The organism is Sphingopyxis sp. (assembly GCF_051861155.1).
Lineage (GTDB): Bacteria > Pseudomonadota > Alphaproteobacteria > Sphingomonadales > Sphingomonadaceae > Sphingopyxis.
Genome location: NZ_JBHYDE010000005.1, coordinates 71,211 through 89,087, shown reverse-complemented (window position 1 = coordinate 89,087; position 17,877 = coordinate 71,211). Strand labels below are relative to the sequence as shown.

Below are 17,877 nucleotides of genomic sequence, written 5' to 3'. Positions count from 1 at the left end.
CGACATAAAGCTTCCTTTATATTTGATCCCTAAAAGGCTCCCCCATGCGCAATAGCTTCCTGTTCACCTCCGAAAGCGTGTCCGAAGGGCATCCCGACAAGGTGGCTGACCAGATCAGCGATTCGATCGTCGACCTGTTCCTGTCGAAGGATCCCGAAGCGCGCGTCGCCTGCGAAACGCTGACCACCACCCAACTCGTCGTCCTTGCAGGTGAAATCCGCTGCAAGGGCGTGTTCGAGAATGACGAATGGGCGCCCGGCGCGCTCGAGGAAATCGAGGCTACGGTCCGCAACACGGTTCGCGAAATTGGTTACGAGCAGAGCGGCTTCCATTGGAACACCTTCCGCTTCGAAAACAATCTTCACGGTCAGTCGGCGCATATTGCGCAGGGTGTCGACGAGAGCGGTGACAAGGACGAAGGCGCGGGCGACCAGGGTATCATGTTCGGTTACGCATCGGACGAAACCCCCGATCTGATGCCCGCGACGCTTGATTACAGCCACAAGATCCTCGAACGCATGGCCGCCGACCGCAAGGCCGGGACGGCACCGTTCCTCGAGCCCGATGCAAAGAGCCAGGTCACCCTGCGTTACGCCAACGAGCGCCCGGTCGAGGCGACCGCGATTGTCGTGTCGACCCAGCATATTCCGGGCTATTTCTTTCACAATGGCGAGGGTGACGAAGCAAAATACATCGAATTGCGCAAATATGTCCTGGGCGTCATTGCCGACGTGCTCCCTCCCGAACTGCTTACCGCAAACACCGTCTATCACATCAACCCGACCGGCCGTTTCGAGATCGGCGGCCCCGACGGCGACGCCGGTCTGACCGGCCGCAAGATCATCGTCGACACCTATGGCGGCGCCAGCCCGCACGGCGGCGGCGCGTTCAGCGGCAAGGATCCGACCAAGGTCGACCGGTCGGCGGCGTATATCACCCGCTACCTCGCCAAGAACATCGTTGCCGCCGGGCTCGCGCGTCGCTGCACGATCCAGCTCTCCTATGCGATCGGCGTCGCCGAACCGCTGTCGATCTATGTCGACCTGCACGGCACCGGCACCGTCGAGGAAGGCCGCATCGAAGCCGCAATCCCGCAGCTGGTGCGCCTGACGCCGAAGGGCATCCGCACCCACCTCGGCCTCAACAAGCCGATCTACAAGCAGACCGCGGCCTACGGCCATTTCGGCCGCACCGCCGACGGCGACGCCTTCCCGTGGGAACGCACCGACCTCACCGACAAGTTGAAGGCGGCGCTGGCGGCCTGACGACGATCGCGGGGCGCTTGCCGCCCCTGCCCTGCGCGGCTAGGGGGCGCGGCATGACTGCGCACAAACCCGGCGATCCGACGACGATCAACCGCCTTTATGGCCGTTCAAAGGGCAAGCCGCTGCGCGCCGGGCAGCAGGAGCTGGTCGATACTTTGTTGCCGCAGATTGCGGTGCCGGAAGTTGGCGAAGTTTCCGCGGAGCGTGTGTTCGGGCACGAATGTCCGTTGCATTTTGAAATTGGTTTTGGCGGCGGCGAGCATATGGCGGGGCGCGCCGATATGCTGCCCGATCATGGTTTCATCGGTGCCGAGCCGTTCATCAACGGGGTCGCGCAGGCGCTGGTCCATGTGGCCGGCGATCATGGCCGGAAGTTGCCGCTGGGCAATGTGCGCATCCATCATGGCGACGCGCTGGAGGTGCTGCGGCGGATTCCCGACGGCGCGCTGAGCTTTGCCTATCTGCTCCATCCCGACCCCTGGCCCAAGGCGCGCCATGCCAAGCGGCGGATGATGAACGACGGCCCGCTCGACCTGATCGCGGCGAAACTGAAACCCGGCGGCGAGTTCCGTTTCGGCACCGATCACCCGATCTATCTGCAGCACGCGCTGATGGTGATGCGGCGCCACCGCCACCAGTTCGAGTGGCTGGCGCAGGACGCGCGCGATTTCCAGGTCCGCCCCGGCGGCTGGCCCGAAACGCGCTATGAGGCCAAGGCGCGCACGCTGGGGCACGAGGTCTGGTATTTCCGTTATCGGCGGACGGGCACCGCTTCGGGGTGACGATCGCGGCGCGATGCGCGGCCGTCGATCAATTGGCCGCCGCAAATTCGCGCAGCATATGCTTGGCGATCTGGAGCTGCAGGATCTGCGTCGTGCCTTCGTAGATGCGATAGATGCGCGCATCGCGAAAGAAGCGCTCGGCGTCATATTCGGCGAGATAGCCGGCACCGCCATAGACCTGGACGCACGCGTCGACGACGCGGCCGCACATTTCACTGGCGAACACCTTGAACGCCGCCGCCTTGCGCAGGACGTTTTCGCCCGCATCGGCGCGCACGGTGACGTCGGCCATCATCGATTCGGCGGCGTAAATATCGATCTCGCTCTGCGCCAGCATCTGCTGGATCAGCTGGAAGTTGGCGATCGGTTCGCCGAACGCCTTGCGCTCGGTCGCGTAGCGGATCGCGCTGTCGAGCGCGCGGCGGGCGTAGGCGGTCGCCGCGGCGCCGACCGACATGCGGCCGTTGTCGAGGCTCATCATCGCATAGGCAAAACCCTTGCCAAGCTCGCCGCCGAGCAACGCCTCGCCGCCGACGCGGACGTCGTCCATCACGATGTCGGCGATATGGCTGCCCGACTGGCCCATCTTCTTGTCCGATTTGCCGATCGATATGCCGGGCGTATCCATCGGCACGACGAAGGCCGAGACATGCGCATTCTTGGGCAGATTTTCCTTGCTCGTCCGCGCCATGATCAGGCCGATTTTCGCGAAGGGCGAGTTGGTGATGTAGCGTTTGGTGCCGTTGAGCACCCAGCCATTGTCGGTCGGCACCGCGGTCGCCTGAAGCCCCGCCGAATCCGACCCCGAACCCGGTTCGGTCAGCCCGAAACAGGCGATCTCGCCCGCCGCGATGCGCGGCAGCCATTCGGCTTTCTGCGCATCGGTGCCGCCGTTCTTGAGCGCCGAGGCGACCATGCCGATGTTGATCGAGATGATCGAGCGGAACGCCGGCATCGCGTAGGACAAGGTGTGGATGGTGCGGACATATTGGCTGACGTTCATGCCCGCGCCGCCGAACTCCTCGGGGATCGTCAGCCCGAACAGCCCCATGTCGCGCATTTCGGCGAGGATGTCGGCGGGGATCTGGTCGGTCGCGATGATGCCCTGTTCGGCCGGGATCAGCCGGTCGCGCACATAGCGTTCCAGCTGTTCGATGAACTGGTCGAAGATGTCGGCGTCCATGCCGGGATTGTGCATCACATTGTCCTCAAATCGGGTCGTACGGAAAGACATCTGCCGACACCTCGTCGGCGCGCGCGAAAGCGGGGCGGAACGCGGGAATCAGCTCGTCGGCGATCGCCTCGGCGGTCCAGCCTTCGCATTTCGTCATCGAACGGATCGGGCGCGGTTTCGAGAACAGCAGGATCTCGTTCTTGCGGACGCTGAAAATCTGGTTGCTAACGTCGTGCGCGCGATCGGAGGCCAGAAAGGCGACCAGCGGCGCGATCTTGTCGGCCGACATTTCCTGAAGCCGCTTCACCCGTTCCTGCTGCGCGGGCGTATCGGCGGGGATCGACGAGGTCATCCGGCTCCACGCAAAGGGCGCGATGCAGTTCGAGCGCACCCCGACGCGCGCCATGTCGAGCGCGATCGATTGCGACAGCGCGACGACGCCCAGCTTGGCCGCCGAATAATTGGCCTGCCCCAGATTGCCGATCAGCCCGCTGGTCGAGGTGAAGTGGATGAAGCTGCCCGATTGCTGCTCGCGAAAATATGGCGTCGCCGCCTTCGACACGTTGAACACGCCGGTGAGATTGACCTCGATGACGCTTTTCCAATCCTCGTAGCTCATCTTGTGCCAGATGGTGTCGCGCAGGATCCCGGCGTTGTTGACCACCGCGTCGATGCGCCCGAAGCGCTGCACCGCGTCCTCGACGATGCTGGCCGCCTCCCCGGGGTCGGCGACATTGCCGAAGTTCGCGGCCGCCCGGCCCCCGGCAGCGATAATATCGTCGGCGGTCTGCTGTGCCGGGGCCGCATCGCCGCCGTCGCCGGCCTGCGCTACCCCGGGGTCGTTGACGAGGATCGCCGCACCCTCCGCCGCGCAATACAAGGCGAGTTCGCGTCCGATGCCGCGCCCGGCGCCGGTGATCGCGACAACCTTGCCCTCCAATATCCCGGCCATCGAACCCTCCCCAGCGGCGCCAGCCCCGTTGACACAGCTAAAGAGCGTGCGGCCGCGATTGGCAAGTTCCCTGCGCGCTCCGGCCCCCGAAATCTAACCCCAAAACGCTGCCCGGCAAACCGCGGCGGCGCCCGGCGCGCAATATCCGGTGGGTGATGGCGATCGGTGGGGCAGCACCGGTGGCCCATGTGCAGTTCGTCATTTTTGCGCATTCACCGGCGGCGATAATCGGCCTATCCGGCGCGCTCCCCCGTTTGACGGCGCCGGCAGGGGGACGCGAAATGGCGGCGCATAGCGGGAGACGATGGTGGCCAGATTGTTCGAGCGGATCGCGATCGGCGGATTGTCGTTGCCCAACCGCATCATCATCGCGCCGATGTGCCAATATTCGGCCACCGACGGCCAGATGACCGACTGGCATCTGATGCACCTTGGCCAGCTTGCGATTTCGGGCGCGGGCATCCTGACGATCGAGGCCGCGGCGGTCGTGCCCGATGGGCGCATCACCTATGCCGACGTCGGCCTGTACGACGATGCGACCGAAGCCGCGATGGCGCGCGTGCTGGCAGCGGTGCGGCGATGGTCGGACATTCCGATCGCGATCCAGCTGGCGCATGCCGGGCGCAAGGCGAGCACGGCGAGACCGTGGGACGGCGGGGCGCCGATCGCTCCCGATGCCGCCAATGGCTGGCAGACGGTCGCGCCGTCGGCAATCCCCTTCCTCGCCGCCAGCAACGCCCCCGCCGCCCTCGACACCGCTGGGCTCGACCGCATCCGCACCGCCTTTGCCGATGCGGCGCTACGTGCGGCGCGGCTGGGGATCGACGCGGTCCAGCTGCACGCCGCGCATGGCTATCTGCTCCACCAGTTCCTGTCGCCGCTGGCGAACCAGCGCGGCGACGATTATGGCGGCAGCCTCGACAACCGGATGCGCTTTCCGCTGGAGGTGTTCGACGCGGTGCATGCCGCTTTCGGCGCCCATGGCCCGGTGACGGTGCGCGTATCGGGAACCGACTGGACCCCCGGCGGCTGGTCCATCGACGAGACCGTCGTCTTTGCGCAAGCGCTTGAAGCGCGCGGATGCGCCGCGATCAACGTGTCGAGCGGCGGCTTGCACCCGGCGCAGCAGATTGTGCCGACGCCGGGCTATCAGGTGCCGCTGGCGCGTCGGGTCAAGGATGCCGTAACCATGCCGGTGATCGCCGTCGGCCTGATTAGCGATCCGCTGGAAGCCGAAGCAATCCTGGCCAATGGCGACGCCGATGCGATCGCGATCGCCCGCGCCGCGCTCTACGATCCGCGCTGGCCATGGCACGCGGCCGCCGCGCTCGGCGCGACCATCGCGGTGCCGCCGCAATATGAACGCAGCGAGCCGCCCGAGCATCGCGGGCTGTACCGGATCGAAGGGCGCTAAACCCCCATCATCCCCGCGGTCGTCGCGCCGTCGATGACATAGTCGCTGCCCGAAATGAAACCCGCCTCGTCCGACGCGAGGAAGGCGACCAGCGCGCCGACCTCGTCGAGCTGCGCCATGCGCTTCATCGGCGCCATCCCCTCGAACGCGGCACGCGCCGCGGCGGGGTCGGGCGAACGGTCGATCACGCCGCGGATCATGTCGGTTTCGACGACGCCGGGCAGGATCGCGTTGACGCGGACCCGATAGCCCTTGCCCGCGCAGTGGATCGCCGCCGATTTGACCAGCGCGACGACCGCGGCCTTGGTCACCGAATAAGCGGCATAATTGCCCATCGCGCGATGCGCGTTCATCGATGAATTGACGATGATCGAACCGGCCGGCCCTTGCGGATTCTTGGCCATGGCGCGGATCGCATGCTGGACGGTCAGCATCGCGCCGGTCAGGTTGACGCCGACGATATGGTTCCAGGCTGCAATGCCAATGTCTTCGACGCTCGCGTCGCCCGCCTCGGTCCCGGCATTGGCAAAGGCGATGTCGAGGCGGCCGAATTCGGCCTCGATCTCGGCCATCAAGGCATCCCACGCCGCCGCATCCTCGACGCGGTGGGCGCGAAAGATCGCGCCGGTGCCGCTTTCGACCGCCGCCGCCGCTTCGGCGTTGGAGCCGGTGAAGACCACCCTCGCGCCCTCGCGCGTCAACCGGCCGACGGTGGCCGCGCCGATCCCGCTCGTCCCGCCGGTGACCAAAGCAACCTTGCCGCTCAGCCTCTGCTGCATCGTGCCTCTCCTCTCGCCTGCCCTCTTGCCAGTTTCGCTGCGTTCGGGAACCTATCAATACAGCAAGGTGACGGACGCGCCGCGGCCCCGCATCATGGCGCCATAACAGGAGGAGAGGACTGGCGATGAGCGAGAGCGAGCATCCACCCCGCATCGACTGCGTGCTGATCTGCGGCGGCGTCTGGCACGATATGGACTTTGCACGGCTCGAGCTGCTCAAGCTGCTCGCCGAGGATCCGCGCGTTCGCACGCGGGTGTTCGAAAATTACGACAATATCGCGGCGATCGAGGCGGCGGACATCTTGATCACCTATACCTGCGACGTCACGCCGTCGTTGTCGGCACAGGAGGCGCTCAAGGCCTGGCTGACCCGCGGTGGGCGCTGGTACGCCCTCCACGGCACCAATTCGATCCTGCGCCTGCTCGATACCGGGGTATGGGATGCGCCGCGCTGGGCGCCGCTGATGATGGACCTGCTCGGATCGCAGTTCGTCAGCCACCCGGCGATCGAACCCTATACGGTTCGCGTCGTCGATCCCGATCACCCGCTGATGCGCGGCATCGAACCGTTCGAGACGACCGACGAGCTCTACCATCTCGAAACGCACGGCGATCTGCACGTGCTGATGGACACCGAATGCAGCGGCCCGGGGACGGGGTTCGTCGAGGCAGACGATGCGCCCGGCACCTATCCGGTGTTTTACATCAAGCCACATGGCGCGGGCGCGGTGCTGTACCTGACGCTCGGCCATTGCCGCGGCCATTACGACCTGCAACCGATGATGGACTGGTGGCCGACGGTCGACCGCTGCGCATGGGATTTGCCGGTGTTTTACGACCTGCTGCGCCGCGGGATCGGCTGGCTGAAGGACCGCGAGAGCGCCTAAGCCACCGCGCGCAGCGTCCGCCGATCCTCGCGGATCAGCCCCGCGGCGCGCAGCGCCAGCGCCATCGCGGGGGCATTGGTGTTGCCGGTGACCGGCGACGGCATCACCGAACAGTCGACGACGCGCAGCCCGTCGATGCCTTTGACGCGGAGCCGCGCGTCGGTGACGGCACGATTGTCGCTGCCCATGCGGCAGGTGCCGACGCCGTGGAGACCGCAGGTGGCGAGGCGGCGGAAGGCGGCGAGGATTTCGGCGTCGCTCTGCACCGCCGCACCCGGCAGCAGCTCGCGCTCGACCAGCCCGACCAGCGCCGGCTGCGCCATATAGCGGCGCATCGCATGCACCGCGGCGATCGCGGTACGCTCGTCCTCGCGCGTCGACAGCCAGTTCGGCTTGATGTCGGGCGGCGCATCGCTGCCGGGTCCGGCGATTAGGATGCTGCCTTCGCTCGTCAGGCGGAGGAGCTGGCCATAGATGGTCATCCCCGGCTTGCGGTCGATGCTGCTGAGCGGCACCGGATGCTTGTCGTCGCCGAGCGCAAAGGTGTAGCCGCCGAGATAAAGCTGCAGGTCGGGGCGCATGTCGCGGCTGGTCAGGTTCAGGAACGCGCCGACCTCGAACGGTCCCGTCGCCATGATCCCGCCGCGGGTCAGCAGATATTGCGCCATCGCGCGCGCCAGTCCGATCCCGTAAAAGCTGCGATTGCTGCCAACGTCGCGCGCCAGGCGGTGCGGCATGGAAAAACCCAGATGCTCGCGCAGCCGCCCGCCGACGTCGGGTGCGTCGACCAGCGGTTCGACTCCGGCGGCGCGGAGTGTTGCGGCGGGGCCGATGCCCGACCGCTGGAGCAGCAGCGGGCTTTCCAGCGTGCCGCCCGACACGATCACCTCGCCGGCGCAATCGAAACGCTGCGGCTGGCCCGCGACTTTCGCCTCGACGCCGATGACGCGCCCGCCCGCGACGATCAGCCGCTCGGCCATCGCGTGGGTGACGATGTGCAGGTTCGCGCGCTTCCGGGCGCGCGCCAGAAAGGTCGTCGCCGCGCTCTCGCGCCGCCCGCGGCGGACATTATGCGCATAGAAACCGACGCGGTCCAAGGTCGCGGCGTTGAGGTCGTCGACAGGCCGCAGCCCCATCTCGGTCCCCGCCTGCACCATCGTCTCGGCGAGCGGATAGCTGTGGATTTTCGGCGCTACCCCGACCGGGCCGCCCGCGCCGCGCATCGCGCTGGCGCCGAGGCCATGATCTTCGAGCTTGCGGAAAGCGTCGGTCATCGCCTCGCCGTTCCAGCCGGTGCAACCGAGCTTTTCCCATTCGTCATAGTCGGCGGGCTCGCCGCGGCTCCAGATCATGCCATTGACCGCCGACGATCCGCCCAGCCCCTTGCCGCGGATCCACACCTCGCCGGGCGCGCCGCCGTCGCCGCGCGGCTGCGCCACGCCATAGGCCCAGATATGGTCGGGATTGGTGACCAGCTTGGCGACCCCCTTGGGGATCGCGACCCAGCGGCTGTCGTTGCGCCCGCCCGCTTCGAGCAGCAGCACGCGGACGTGCGGGTCGGCGCTCAGCTGCTCGGCGAGCACGCAGCCCGCCGACCCTGCACCGACGATGATATAGTCCCAGTCCGTCGCCATCCGGCCTCTCCTGTCCCGGCCTGACCTTGGAACCGTCGGCGCCGTCCCCGCACCTAGCGCAATAAATAGTCCCCTCGGCCGCCGGGCGGCATGATAGTGGGCAAAGAAAATAAGGGAGGATGCGATGGCAGAAGCAAGCGGGCGGATCGCCGGGAAGACGGCGTTTGTCACCGGCGGCGCGTCGGGGCTGGGGCTCGACATCGTCCGCCGCTTCGTCGCCGAGGGCGCGAGCGTCGTGATCGCCGACATCGATGCAGTCGCGGGCGAAGCGCTCGCCGCCGAGCTTGGCCAGCGCTTCGTCAAACTCGATGTGTCGCTGGAGGCCGAGTGGATCGCCGCGCTCGACAGCTGTGACCGCATTGACATCCTCGTCAACAATGCCGGGATCACCACCCATGGCTCGATCGAGGATCTGAGCCTCGAAGCCTTTCGCCACGAATTTTCGGTCGATGTCGACGGCGTCTTTCTCGGCTGCAAGCATGTCATCCCGAAGATGAAGGATCGCGGCGGGTCGGTGATCAACATGTCGTCGATGTGCGGGGTGCGCGCGCAGGGTGACCTTGCCGCGTACAACGCCGCCAAGGCCGCGGTGACGCATCTCACCAAATCGGTCGCGCTGCATTATGCCCGCAAAGGCTATGGCATCCGCTGCAATTCGGTCCACCCGGGCGCGATCCACACCCCGATCCTCGACAAGGTGATGGCGCAGGTCGCCGACGGCCAGGCGCTGTACGACAGCTGGGTCGCGACGCATCCGGTCGGGCGGCTGGGCAAACCCGAAGAGATTTCGGCGATCGTCCTCTATCTTGCCTCCGACGAATCGGCCTTTGCCACCGGGGCCGAGTTTCGCATCGACGGCGGCAGTTCGCTGTGATGGCGGGGCGCCTGGGCGGCCGCGTCGCGCTGGTGACCGGGGCGGGATCGGGGATCGGGCTGGCGATCGCGCAGCGGCTGACCGCCGACGGCGCGCGGGTGCTGACCGTCGATCGCGCGGGCGATGTCGACATCGCCGCCGACGTCACCGAGGCGGGGATCAACGCGCGGCTGGTGGCGGAGGCCGAGGCCCGCTTTGGCGCCCTCGACATCATCGTCGCCTGCGCCGGGATCACCGGCATGCAGCCGCTGGACGGGCATAGCGACGAATTTTTCGACGCGATGATGGCGGTGAACGTCACCGCGGTATTCCGCCTGATGCGCGACGCGCTGCCGCTGCTCAAACGGTCGCCGCACGGGCGGATCATCCTGATCGGATCGGTGATGTCGAGTTTCGGCGAAGCCGGGATGACCGCGTATAGCGCGTCGAAACATGCGGTGCTGGGAATGACAAAATCGGTCGCCGCCGAAGTGGGCGCGTTCGGGATCACCGCTAACTGCATCCAGCCCGGCGCGATCGACACCCCGATGACCGCCCCGGCCTTCACCGCCATGCCCGCATTCAAACAACATTGGATTGAAAAGGCGGCGCTCGGCCGGCTCGGCCAGCCCGATGACATCGCCGACGTCGCCGCCTTTCTGGCGTCGGATGATGCGCGATTCATGTCGGGTCACGGGCTTTTCGTCGACGGCGGCGCGACACAACGCCAGTAGATTCAAGTATCTGGACGCCGCTGCGGCGTGCCTGATATTTTTGATGATTGTTCATTCGGGGCATAAAGCGGACCTTGCCCTCTAACGTGACCGGCGAGCCTATGCGCCGGCGCGAGAGGGAGGAAATCCGATGTCCACGCATGCCCGAATGCTGCCCGCCATCCTGACCACCGTATCGCTCGCGGCGCTGGCCATCGCCAGCCCCGCCGCCGCGCAGGACGCGCCCGCCGCCGCCGAAGAGGGCGGCATCCGCGAAATCGTCGTCACCGCGCAAAAGCGCGAGGAAAGCGCCCAGTCGGTGCCGGTGGCGATTACCGCGCTGGACGCCGAGGCGCTGGATACCGGGATGGTACAGGACATTCGCGATGTCGCGGGACGCGTTCCCAGCCTGGTGATCGACAGCGTTTCGGCGGGCCCGAGCGCCGCCGCGATTTCGATCCGCGGCATTTCGTTCGAGGACATCGAGAAAAGTTTCGACCCGACCGTCGGCGTCGTCGTCGACGGCGTGTTCATCGGCACCAATACCGGCCAGCTGCTCGACAGTTTCGATCTGGAGAGCCTGCAGGTGCTGCGCGGCCCGCAAGGGACATTGTTCGGCCGCAACACGATCGGCGGCGTGATCGAGGTCAAGCGCAGCACCCCGACCGACGAATTCAGCGCCAAGGGCCGCTTTTCCTATGCGCGGTTCGACACCAAAAGCGCGCGCCTTGTCCTGAACAGCGGCAAGCTGGGCGATTTCATCGCGATCAAGGCGTTCGGCTATTATGACAAGACCGACGGCTTTGTCCGCAACCTCAGCACCGGCGGCCGCGACGGCAAATATGAAACGCTGACCGGCGGCGTCACCGCGCTGATCGAGCCGAGCAGCGCCTTTTCGGCCGAGATCACCTATGAACATATGCGCGAGCGCGGCGAGACGGTTTCGATTCCGACATCGTCGAGCCTGGACCTGATCTGCCTGGCCGCGGGCGTGCCCGGATTTTCGCCGGCCGCCGAATGCAACCGCTTCCGGTTGCCCGATCGCGGCGTCAACGGCACCTATCAACGCGCGCCGCACGACGTCACCAACGACACCGACGCGCTGACCGGCAACATCACCTGGTCGCTGAGCGACAATGTCACGCTCTATTCGGTCACCGGCTATCGCACCAATGACGAGAATGTGGCGCAGGATTTCGACGGCAGTTCGGCCGACTTTTTCGCCACCCGGCGTATCCAGCAATTCGAACAGTTCAGCCAGGAGCTGCGCGTGCTGGCCGAGCTGAGCGATGCGGTCAACCTGCTGGTCGGCGGATATTATTACACCAGCAATTACCAGCTGGACCAATTCACCCGGCTGGGTCCGGTGCCCTCGCAAAGTCCCACCGGGGCGACGCTGCGCGCCTATACCGACAACAAGGCGACATCCTATGCCGGCTTTGCCGACGCGCAGTTCACGCTGTCCGACCGATTCAAGCTGTCGGTCGGCGGTCGCTATACCCGCGACAAGAAGGAAACCTTCAACAATTACGGCCAGGTCGTCGGGCTGGTCGAGCTGAGCCAGCCGAATTTCGACGGACGGTCGTGCGTTCGCGTGACCGGCGTCTTTGGACCGGGACCGTTGGCGGGACTGCCAACCTATGGACCGGCCAGCAATTGTTCGGGCGAAGCGTCGTTCGGCAAATTCACCTGGCGCGCCAACGCGACCTATGAAATCGGCGACAATAAAATCGTCTATGGTTCCTATTCGACCGGGTTCCGATCGGGCGGGTTCAACGGGCGCGCGGCGTCGGCCACCTCGCTCGGACCCTATTTCCCCGAAACGGTCGATTCATTCGAGGTCGGTTTGAAGGCCGACTGGCTGAACCGCAGCCTGCGCACCAATTTCGCGCTGTTCCACACGAAATATGACAACAAGCAGGAGGAAATCGTCCAGCCGTCGCCGCCGGGATCGGCCCAGCCGCAGGAAACGGTCGTTGCCAACGCCGCCTCTGCGACGATCACCGGCGCCGAACTGGAACTGATCATCCAGCCGTCCGACGAACTGAACTTCACCGCATCGGCAAGCTATCTCGACGCCGAATATGGCACGTTTCTGAAGGATTTGAACGGCGACAATGTCGGCGACGACGTGTCGACGCTGACCCTGCGCCGGGCGCCGAAATACCAGATTTCGGCAGGGGCCAATTATTCGAAGGAAGTGGGTTCGGGGCGTTTCGATGCGAATCTGCTGCTGCGCTTCCAGAGCAAGACGGCGACCTGCATAACCGCCAACCGGCCGATCGTTCTGGGTGCGGTGACCAACGATGTCCGCTGTTTCACCAAGGACCGTGAAAATCTGTCGGGGCAGGTTTCCTACACCTTCCTGACCGGCAGCGGAGAGGTCAGCGTCGCGCTGTTTGGCCGCAACCTGACCAATGTGCGCGACATCGGCAGCACCCTGCCGGTGGCCGGCCTCTTCACCTTCTCCGGCGCGATCGAGCCCCGGACCTATGGTGTCGAACTCGGCTTCAAATTCTAGAATATCCGGGGGTGATCGGCTGATGGCCAAGGCATTTTTCGATCACCCCTATCTGTCGGGGCATCATCAACCGGTGCGGTTCGAGGCGACCGCCCCCGACCTGATCGTCGACGGCGAGATTCCGGAGGATCTGGTCGGGGTTTTCTATCGCAACGGCCCCGAACCGCTCTATCCGACGCGCGAGGGCGACTATCACTGGTTCGACGGCGACGGCATGGTTTACGCCTTTCATATCGAAGGCGGCCGCGCGTCGATGCTCAACCGCTGGGTGCGCACCGAGAAATTCGAGCTGGAAAAGGCAGCGGGGCAAAGATTGTTCGGGATGTTCGGCAATCCGATGACCGCCGACCCGTCGGTGGCGGGCAAGCGTTACAACACCGCCAACACCAATATCATCGTCCATGGCGGCAAATTGCTCGCGCTGATGGAGGGCGCGCCCGCGGTCGCACTCGATCCGCGCACGCTCGCAACGCTGGGCGAGGAACATTATGGCGGGACGATCACCACGACCTTTTCGGCGCATCCCAAGGTCGACCATGCGACGGGCGAGCTGATCAACCTGGGTGCGATGATCAACGGCCCGATGGGGGCGCCGCAGATCCGCTACGACGTGATCGCCGCCGACGGCAGCGTCCGCAAGGCCGAATTGATCGACATGCCGCACAACGCGCTGATGCACACGTTTTTCCTGACCGAAAACTGGGTGGTGTTTCCGGTCATCCCGATCGACGCCGACCTTGGCCGCTTTATGAAGGGCGGGCCGATGACGGCGTGGGTCAACGGCCGCCCGACCAAATTCGCGATCATGCCACGCAACGGGTCGGCGAGCGACGTGCGCTGGTTCGACTATCAGCCGCGCCACATGTTCCACGAACTCAATGTGTGGGAAGCGGGCGGCAAGATCATCGCCGACGTCGCCGCGGCCAACGGCACCGCGCTGTTCCCCGACGAAACCGGCGTGCGCCGGACGCATGGCGACACCCAGCAAAGCCTGCGCCGCTGGACGATCGACCCGTCGGGCGAAGGCAGCTGGCTCAAGGAAGAAACGCTCAACGACCGCGACATCCAGTTCCCGCGCCCCGACGACCGTTTCATGACGCGCGCATCGCGCCACAGCTTTGCCAACATCAATTTGAACAGCCGCGACGGGCGCGCCGAGGGAATGGACGCGGTGCTGCGCTTTGACACGGTGAGCGGCCAGGAAGACTATTATCATTTCGGCAACGGCACATCGTGCGGCGAGCTGATCTTTGCGCCGAAGATGGGCGCCGCTGGCGAAGGCGACGGCTATGCGATGACGCTGGTCCACCGCGCCGGCGCCGCGACGAGCGAATTGGCGATCTTTGCCGCGCTCGACATCGCCGCGGGACCGCTCGCGACGGTGCATGTCCCGTTCCGCGTCCCGTCGGGTTTCCATTGCAATTTCTATGCGGCCGACTCCAGTCTCTACCGGCAGGCGTTCGGTCACGCCTGAAAAGGGAGAGGAAGTCTGTGACGGTGCCAGCCTTTCAGCGGATCGCCGACGTCGCGCGGACCAACGCCCGCGAGCGCCCCGACCGCATCCTCTTTCACTTCGAGGGCCGCGCGACAAATTATGCCGATTTCGATGCGAACAGCAGCCGCGCCGCAAACGGCCTGATCGCGCTGGGGCTGAAGCCCGACGACCGCGTCGCCTATCTCGGCAAGAACAGCGACCTCTATTTCGAACTGGTGGTCGCGGTCGCCAAGGCGGGCGGGGTGACGACGCCGGTCAACTGGCGGCTCGCGGTGCCCGAAATCGCGTGGATCATCGACAACTGCGGTGCGCGCATCCTGTTCGTCGGCCCTGAATTTGCCGAGCTGGTCGCCGCGCACCGTGACGCTTTTCCCGGCGTCGCGCATGTCATCACGACCGAAGGCGCGGCAAATGGCTTTCCCGACTATCGGACTTGGCGCGACGGTTTTGCCGCAACAGATCCCGACGTCGCGCGTGACGAGCAGGACGCGGTGATCCAGATGTACACATCGGGGACCACCGGCAAACCCAAGGGCGCGGTGCTGACCAACGGGTCGGTGCTGCGCTCGCAGCTCGACCGCGATCCGGTGCTGCAGGCCGATTGGGAACGCTGGGATGCCGATGACGTCGGGCTGGTCGCGATGCCCTGTTTCCACATCGGCGGCACCGGGTACGGCATCACCGTGATGACCAACGGCGCGACCGGGGTCATCACCCGCGAGTTCGATCCGGGCGGGGTGCTCGACCTGATCGAGGCCTATGGCATCTCGAAAATCTTCATGGTGCCCGCGGCGATGCAGATCATCGTGGGTCAGCCGCGGGCCCGCGAGGTCGATTTCTCGCGCCTGCGCCATATCGCCTACGGCGCATCGCCGATCCCGCTCGACCTCTTGCGCCAGTGCATCGACGTCTTCCAGTGCGGCTTCGTCCAGATGTACGGGATGACCGAAACATCGGGCACGATCGCGGCGCTGCCGCCCGAGGATCATGATCCGGCGGGCAACGAGCGGATGCGATCGGTCGGCAAGCCGCTGCGCGGGGTCGAGATGCGGGTGATCGATGCCGACGGCAACGCCCTGCCGCCGCGCGCAATCGGCGAGATCGCGATCCGCACCCAGGCGAATATGCGCGAATATTGGGGGCGGCCCGAAGAGACGGCGGAGACGATCGACGCGGGGGGCTGGCTGCGCACCGGCGACGCGGGCTACACCGACGAGGACGGCTATTTCTACCTCCACGACCGGGTGAAGGACATGATCATCTCGGGCGGCGAGAATGTCTATCCGGCCGAGGTCGAGAATGCGATCTACGGTCATCCCGCGGTCGCCGATGTTGCAGTTGTCGGGGTTCCCGATTCGAAGTGGGGCGAGGCGGTGAAGGCGTGCGTCGTGCTGCGCGAAGGCCAGAGCGCGGATGCGGGCGAAATCATCGGCTGGGCACGCGAACGGATTGCGGGGTATAAATGCCCCAAGTCGGTCGATTTCATCGCGGCGCTGCCGCGCAACCCGTCGGGCAAGATCCTCCGCCGTGAACTCCGCGCGCCCTATTGGGAAGGGCGCGAGCGGCAGATCAGCTAGCTTGGCAATTTCGCCATCGCCGCACCGACCGCCGCGGCAATATCGCCCTCCTGCGGATTGCCGCGCAAAGCCAGCCCGCCATTCGGCTGCAAATTCTCCCCGGTCACAAACGCCTCGTCGCTCGCCAGCCACAGGCACGCGTTCGCGACATCCTCGGCGGTGTTGAGCCGCCCGAGCGGGTAGCGCGGCAGGAAGGCGTCAACGAGCCCCGGGGTCGCGAACGCGCCCTGCGTCATCGGCGATTCGGTAAACGCAGGCGAGACGATGTTCGCGCGGATGCCCGCGGCGCCGAAGTCGTTGGCGACGCAGCGGATCAGCGCCTCCGACCCGCTCTTGGTGCCGATATAGGCGGCATGATTGCTGATCGGCGATCGCGTCGTCGCCGATGAAATCTGGATGATCGACCCACCGCTCGGATCGTTCGCCAGCATTGCACCGACGAACGCCTGGAGGAAATGATGCACGCCGGTGAATTGCAACGCGACGATTGCGTCGAGCTCTTCCTCGGTCACGTCGAGCAGCGGCTTGAGCAGCCCCCAGCCGCTGGCGTTCATCGCGATGTCGACCCCGCCCATCTTGGCTTTCGCCGTATCGGCGAGTGCGAAGACCGACGCCTTGTCAGTGATGTCGCAGAGCGCGGCATGGCCGCCGATTTCGGCCGCAAAGGCATCGAGCGGCGCCTGTTTGCGCCCCGCGACCAGCACCGTCGCCCCTTCGCGCGCAAAGATCCGCGCGGTCACCTGCGCCATATTGCCCGTCGATGCCGCGCCGATGATGACGGCGCGCTTGCCTGCCAGCCTGCCCATGTCGATCTCCCTATAGTTGCAACAATTGCTTGCCGCGGTTCTGGCCGCTGAACAGGCGTTTCAGCGTCGCCGGGGCGTTTTCGAACCCCTGCTGCACATCCTCGCGATAGGTCAGCCGGCCATCCTGGACAAAACCCTCGAGCCGCTTGCGGATCGCGGGAAATTCGGCCGCCCAATCGAGCACGATAAAGCCCGCCATCGTGCCGCGCCGAAAGACCAGGTTGAAATAATTCTGCGGTCCGGCGGGCAGCGACCCGGTTTCGTAGCGGCTGATCCCGCCGCAGATCGCGATCCGCGCCCCGGTCGCGATCTCGCCGAGCATGTCGTTGAGGATCGCGCCGCCGACATTGTCGAAAATGACATCGACCCCGCCGGGGCAATGATCCCTGATCTGCCGCCGCACATCGCCCGCCTTGTAGTCGATCGCGGCGTCATAGCCCGCCTCCTCGACCAGCCAGCGGCACTTGTCCGCGCCCCCCGCGATCCCGACCACCCGGCACCCGGCGATCTTGGCGAGCTGGCCGACGACCGATCCGGTGGCCCCCGCCGCGCCCGACACCAGCACCGTATCGCCCGCGACCGGGCGCCCGACCTTGAACAATCCGCAATAGGCGGTGACCCCGGTGGTCCCGAGCACCGACAGCATTGCAGTCGGCGGCAGCGCGGTGTCGATCTTGACCAGCCCCGTGCCATCCGACACGTGCCATTCGGTCCAACCGGTCGACCCCATCACGAGGTCGCCCGCGGCAAAGCCGGGATGGCGGCTCTCCACCACTTCGCTGATCCCGCTGCCGCGCATGACGTCGCCGATCGCCATCGGCGCGACATAGTCGGCGATATTTTCCATCCAGCCCTTTTGCGCCGGGTCGAACCCCAGATAGAGCGTCTTGAGCAGGATTTCGCCGTCACCCGGCGCGCTGACGTCCTTTTCGGCCAGCACGAAATCGCCATCCTCGATCCCGCGCCCGCGCGGATGTCCGTTCAGCAGCCATTGGCGCGATGTCGGCATCGATACTCTCCCTGTT

Annotated in this window: 15 protein-coding genes; 9 read left to right on the top strand and 6 right to left on the bottom strand. The window is 65.7% G+C overall.

Annotated features, from left to right (window positions below):
• Positions 1 to 44 precede the first annotated feature (44 nt).
• Positions 45 to 1,265, top strand: coding sequence for a methionine adenosyltransferase (gene metK / locus ACTIFP_RS10435; RefSeq protein ID WP_439568653.1), 1,221 nt, complete (start codon positions 45 to 47; stop codon positions 1,263 to 1,265).
• 53 nt (positions 1,266 to 1,318) lie between these two features.
• Positions 1,319 to 2,047: a tRNA (guanine(46)-N(7))-methyltransferase TrmB gene (gene trmB / locus ACTIFP_RS10430; RefSeq protein WP_439568652.1), complete on the top strand. Its 729-nt coding sequence runs from the start codon at positions 1,319 to 1,321 to the stop codon at positions 2,045 to 2,047.
• Between the two features lie 28 nt (positions 2,048 to 2,075).
• On the opposite strand, the gene ACTIFP_RS10425 is transcribed toward trmB, so the two are convergent.
• On the bottom strand, positions 2,076 to 3,245 hold the full coding sequence (locus ACTIFP_RS10425) for an acyl-CoA dehydrogenase family protein (protein ID WP_439568880.1): 1,170 nt from the start codon (positions 3,243 to 3,245) through the stop codon (positions 2,076 to 2,078).
• Between the two features lie 10 nt (positions 3,246 to 3,255).
• On the bottom strand, positions 3,256 to 4,173 hold the full coding sequence (locus tag ACTIFP_RS10420; RefSeq protein ID WP_439568651.1) for an SDR family NAD(P)-dependent oxidoreductase: 918 nt from the start codon (positions 4,171 to 4,173) through the stop codon (positions 3,256 to 3,258).
• Positions 4,174 to 4,477: 304 nt separating this feature from the next.
• Between ACTIFP_RS10420 and ACTIFP_RS10415 the strand changes: the two genes are divergently transcribed.
• Entirely contained in the window at positions 4,478 to 5,587 is a 1,110-nt protein-coding gene (locus ACTIFP_RS10415; protein ID WP_439568650.1) for an NADH:flavin oxidoreductase/NADH oxidase, read from the top strand.
• Here the strand turns inward: ACTIFP_RS10415 and ACTIFP_RS10410 are convergent.
• Positions 5,584 to 6,366, bottom strand: a complete 783-nt coding sequence (locus ACTIFP_RS10410) for an SDR family NAD(P)-dependent oxidoreductase (RefSeq protein WP_439568649.1) — start codon at positions 6,364 to 6,366, stop codon at positions 5,584 to 5,586. The two genes, ACTIFP_RS10415 and ACTIFP_RS10410, sit on opposite strands and share 4 nt — an antisense overlap.
• A gap of 125 nt (positions 6,367 to 6,491) precedes the next feature.
• Here ACTIFP_RS10410 and ACTIFP_RS10405 point away from each other — a divergent pair, with 125 nt between their 5' ends.
• Positions 6,492 to 7,253, top strand: coding sequence for a ThuA domain-containing protein (locus ACTIFP_RS10405; RefSeq protein ID WP_439568648.1), 762 nt, complete (start codon positions 6,492 to 6,494; stop codon positions 7,251 to 7,253).
• Here the strand turns inward: ACTIFP_RS10405 and ACTIFP_RS10400 are convergent.
• A complete protein-coding gene (locus ACTIFP_RS10400) occupies positions 7,250 to 8,887 on the bottom strand; it encodes a GMC family oxidoreductase (protein WP_439568647.1) in 1,638 nt (545 codons plus the stop codon). The genes ACTIFP_RS10405 and ACTIFP_RS10400 overlap by 4 nt on opposite strands.
• Positions 8,888 to 9,011: 124 nt before the next feature.
• On the opposite strand from ACTIFP_RS10400, the gene ACTIFP_RS10395 reads away from it, so the two are divergent.
• The 5 genes from ACTIFP_RS10395 (at position 9,012) to ACTIFP_RS10375 (ending at position 16,046) form a co-directional block, all read left to right on the top strand.
• A complete protein-coding gene (locus tag ACTIFP_RS10395) occupies positions 9,012 to 9,761 on the top strand; it encodes a glucose 1-dehydrogenase (RefSeq protein ID WP_439568646.1) in 750 nt (249 codons plus the stop codon).
• Positions 9,761 to 10,474: an SDR family NAD(P)-dependent oxidoreductase gene (locus ACTIFP_RS10390; RefSeq protein ID WP_439568645.1), complete on the top strand. Its 714-nt coding sequence runs from the start codon at positions 9,761 to 9,763 to the stop codon at positions 10,472 to 10,474. The genes ACTIFP_RS10395 and ACTIFP_RS10390 overlap by 1 nt, the downstream gene beginning before the upstream one ends.
• Before the next feature lie 130 nt (positions 10,475 to 10,604).
• The gene (locus tag ACTIFP_RS10385) at positions 10,605 to 12,974 is read left to right on the top strand and encodes a TonB-dependent receptor (RefSeq protein ID WP_439568644.1); all 2,370 of its coding nucleotides are present in this window, start codon (positions 10,605 to 10,607) and stop codon (positions 12,972 to 12,974) included.
• Positions 12,975 to 12,996: 22 nt separating this feature from the next.
• A complete protein-coding gene (locus tag ACTIFP_RS10380; protein WP_439568643.1) occupies positions 12,997 to 14,448 on the top strand; it encodes a carotenoid oxygenase family protein in 1,452 nt (483 codons plus the stop codon).
• Between the two features lie 17 nt (positions 14,449 to 14,465).
• Entirely contained in the window at positions 14,466 to 16,046 is a 1,581-nt protein-coding gene (locus tag ACTIFP_RS10375) for a fatty acid--CoA ligase (protein ID WP_439568642.1), read from the top strand.
• On the opposite strand, the gene ACTIFP_RS10370 is transcribed toward ACTIFP_RS10375, so the two are convergent.
• Together ACTIFP_RS10370 and ACTIFP_RS10365 are read right to left on the bottom strand one after the other, a co-directional pair.
• Positions 16,043 to 16,852 carry an SDR family NAD(P)-dependent oxidoreductase gene (locus ACTIFP_RS10370; RefSeq protein ID WP_439568641.1) on the bottom strand — a complete coding sequence of 270 codons (810 nt, stop codon included), beginning with the start codon at positions 16,850 to 16,852 and terminating at the stop codon, positions 16,043 to 16,045. The two genes, ACTIFP_RS10375 and ACTIFP_RS10370, sit on opposite strands and share 4 nt — an antisense overlap.
• Positions 16,853 to 16,862: 10 nt before the next feature.
• Complete coding sequence (locus tag ACTIFP_RS10365) at positions 16,863 to 17,861, bottom strand: NADP-dependent oxidoreductase (protein ID WP_439568640.1); 999 nt, start codon at positions 17,859 to 17,861, stop codon at positions 16,863 to 16,865.
• Positions 17,862 to 17,877 lie beyond the last annotated feature (16 nt).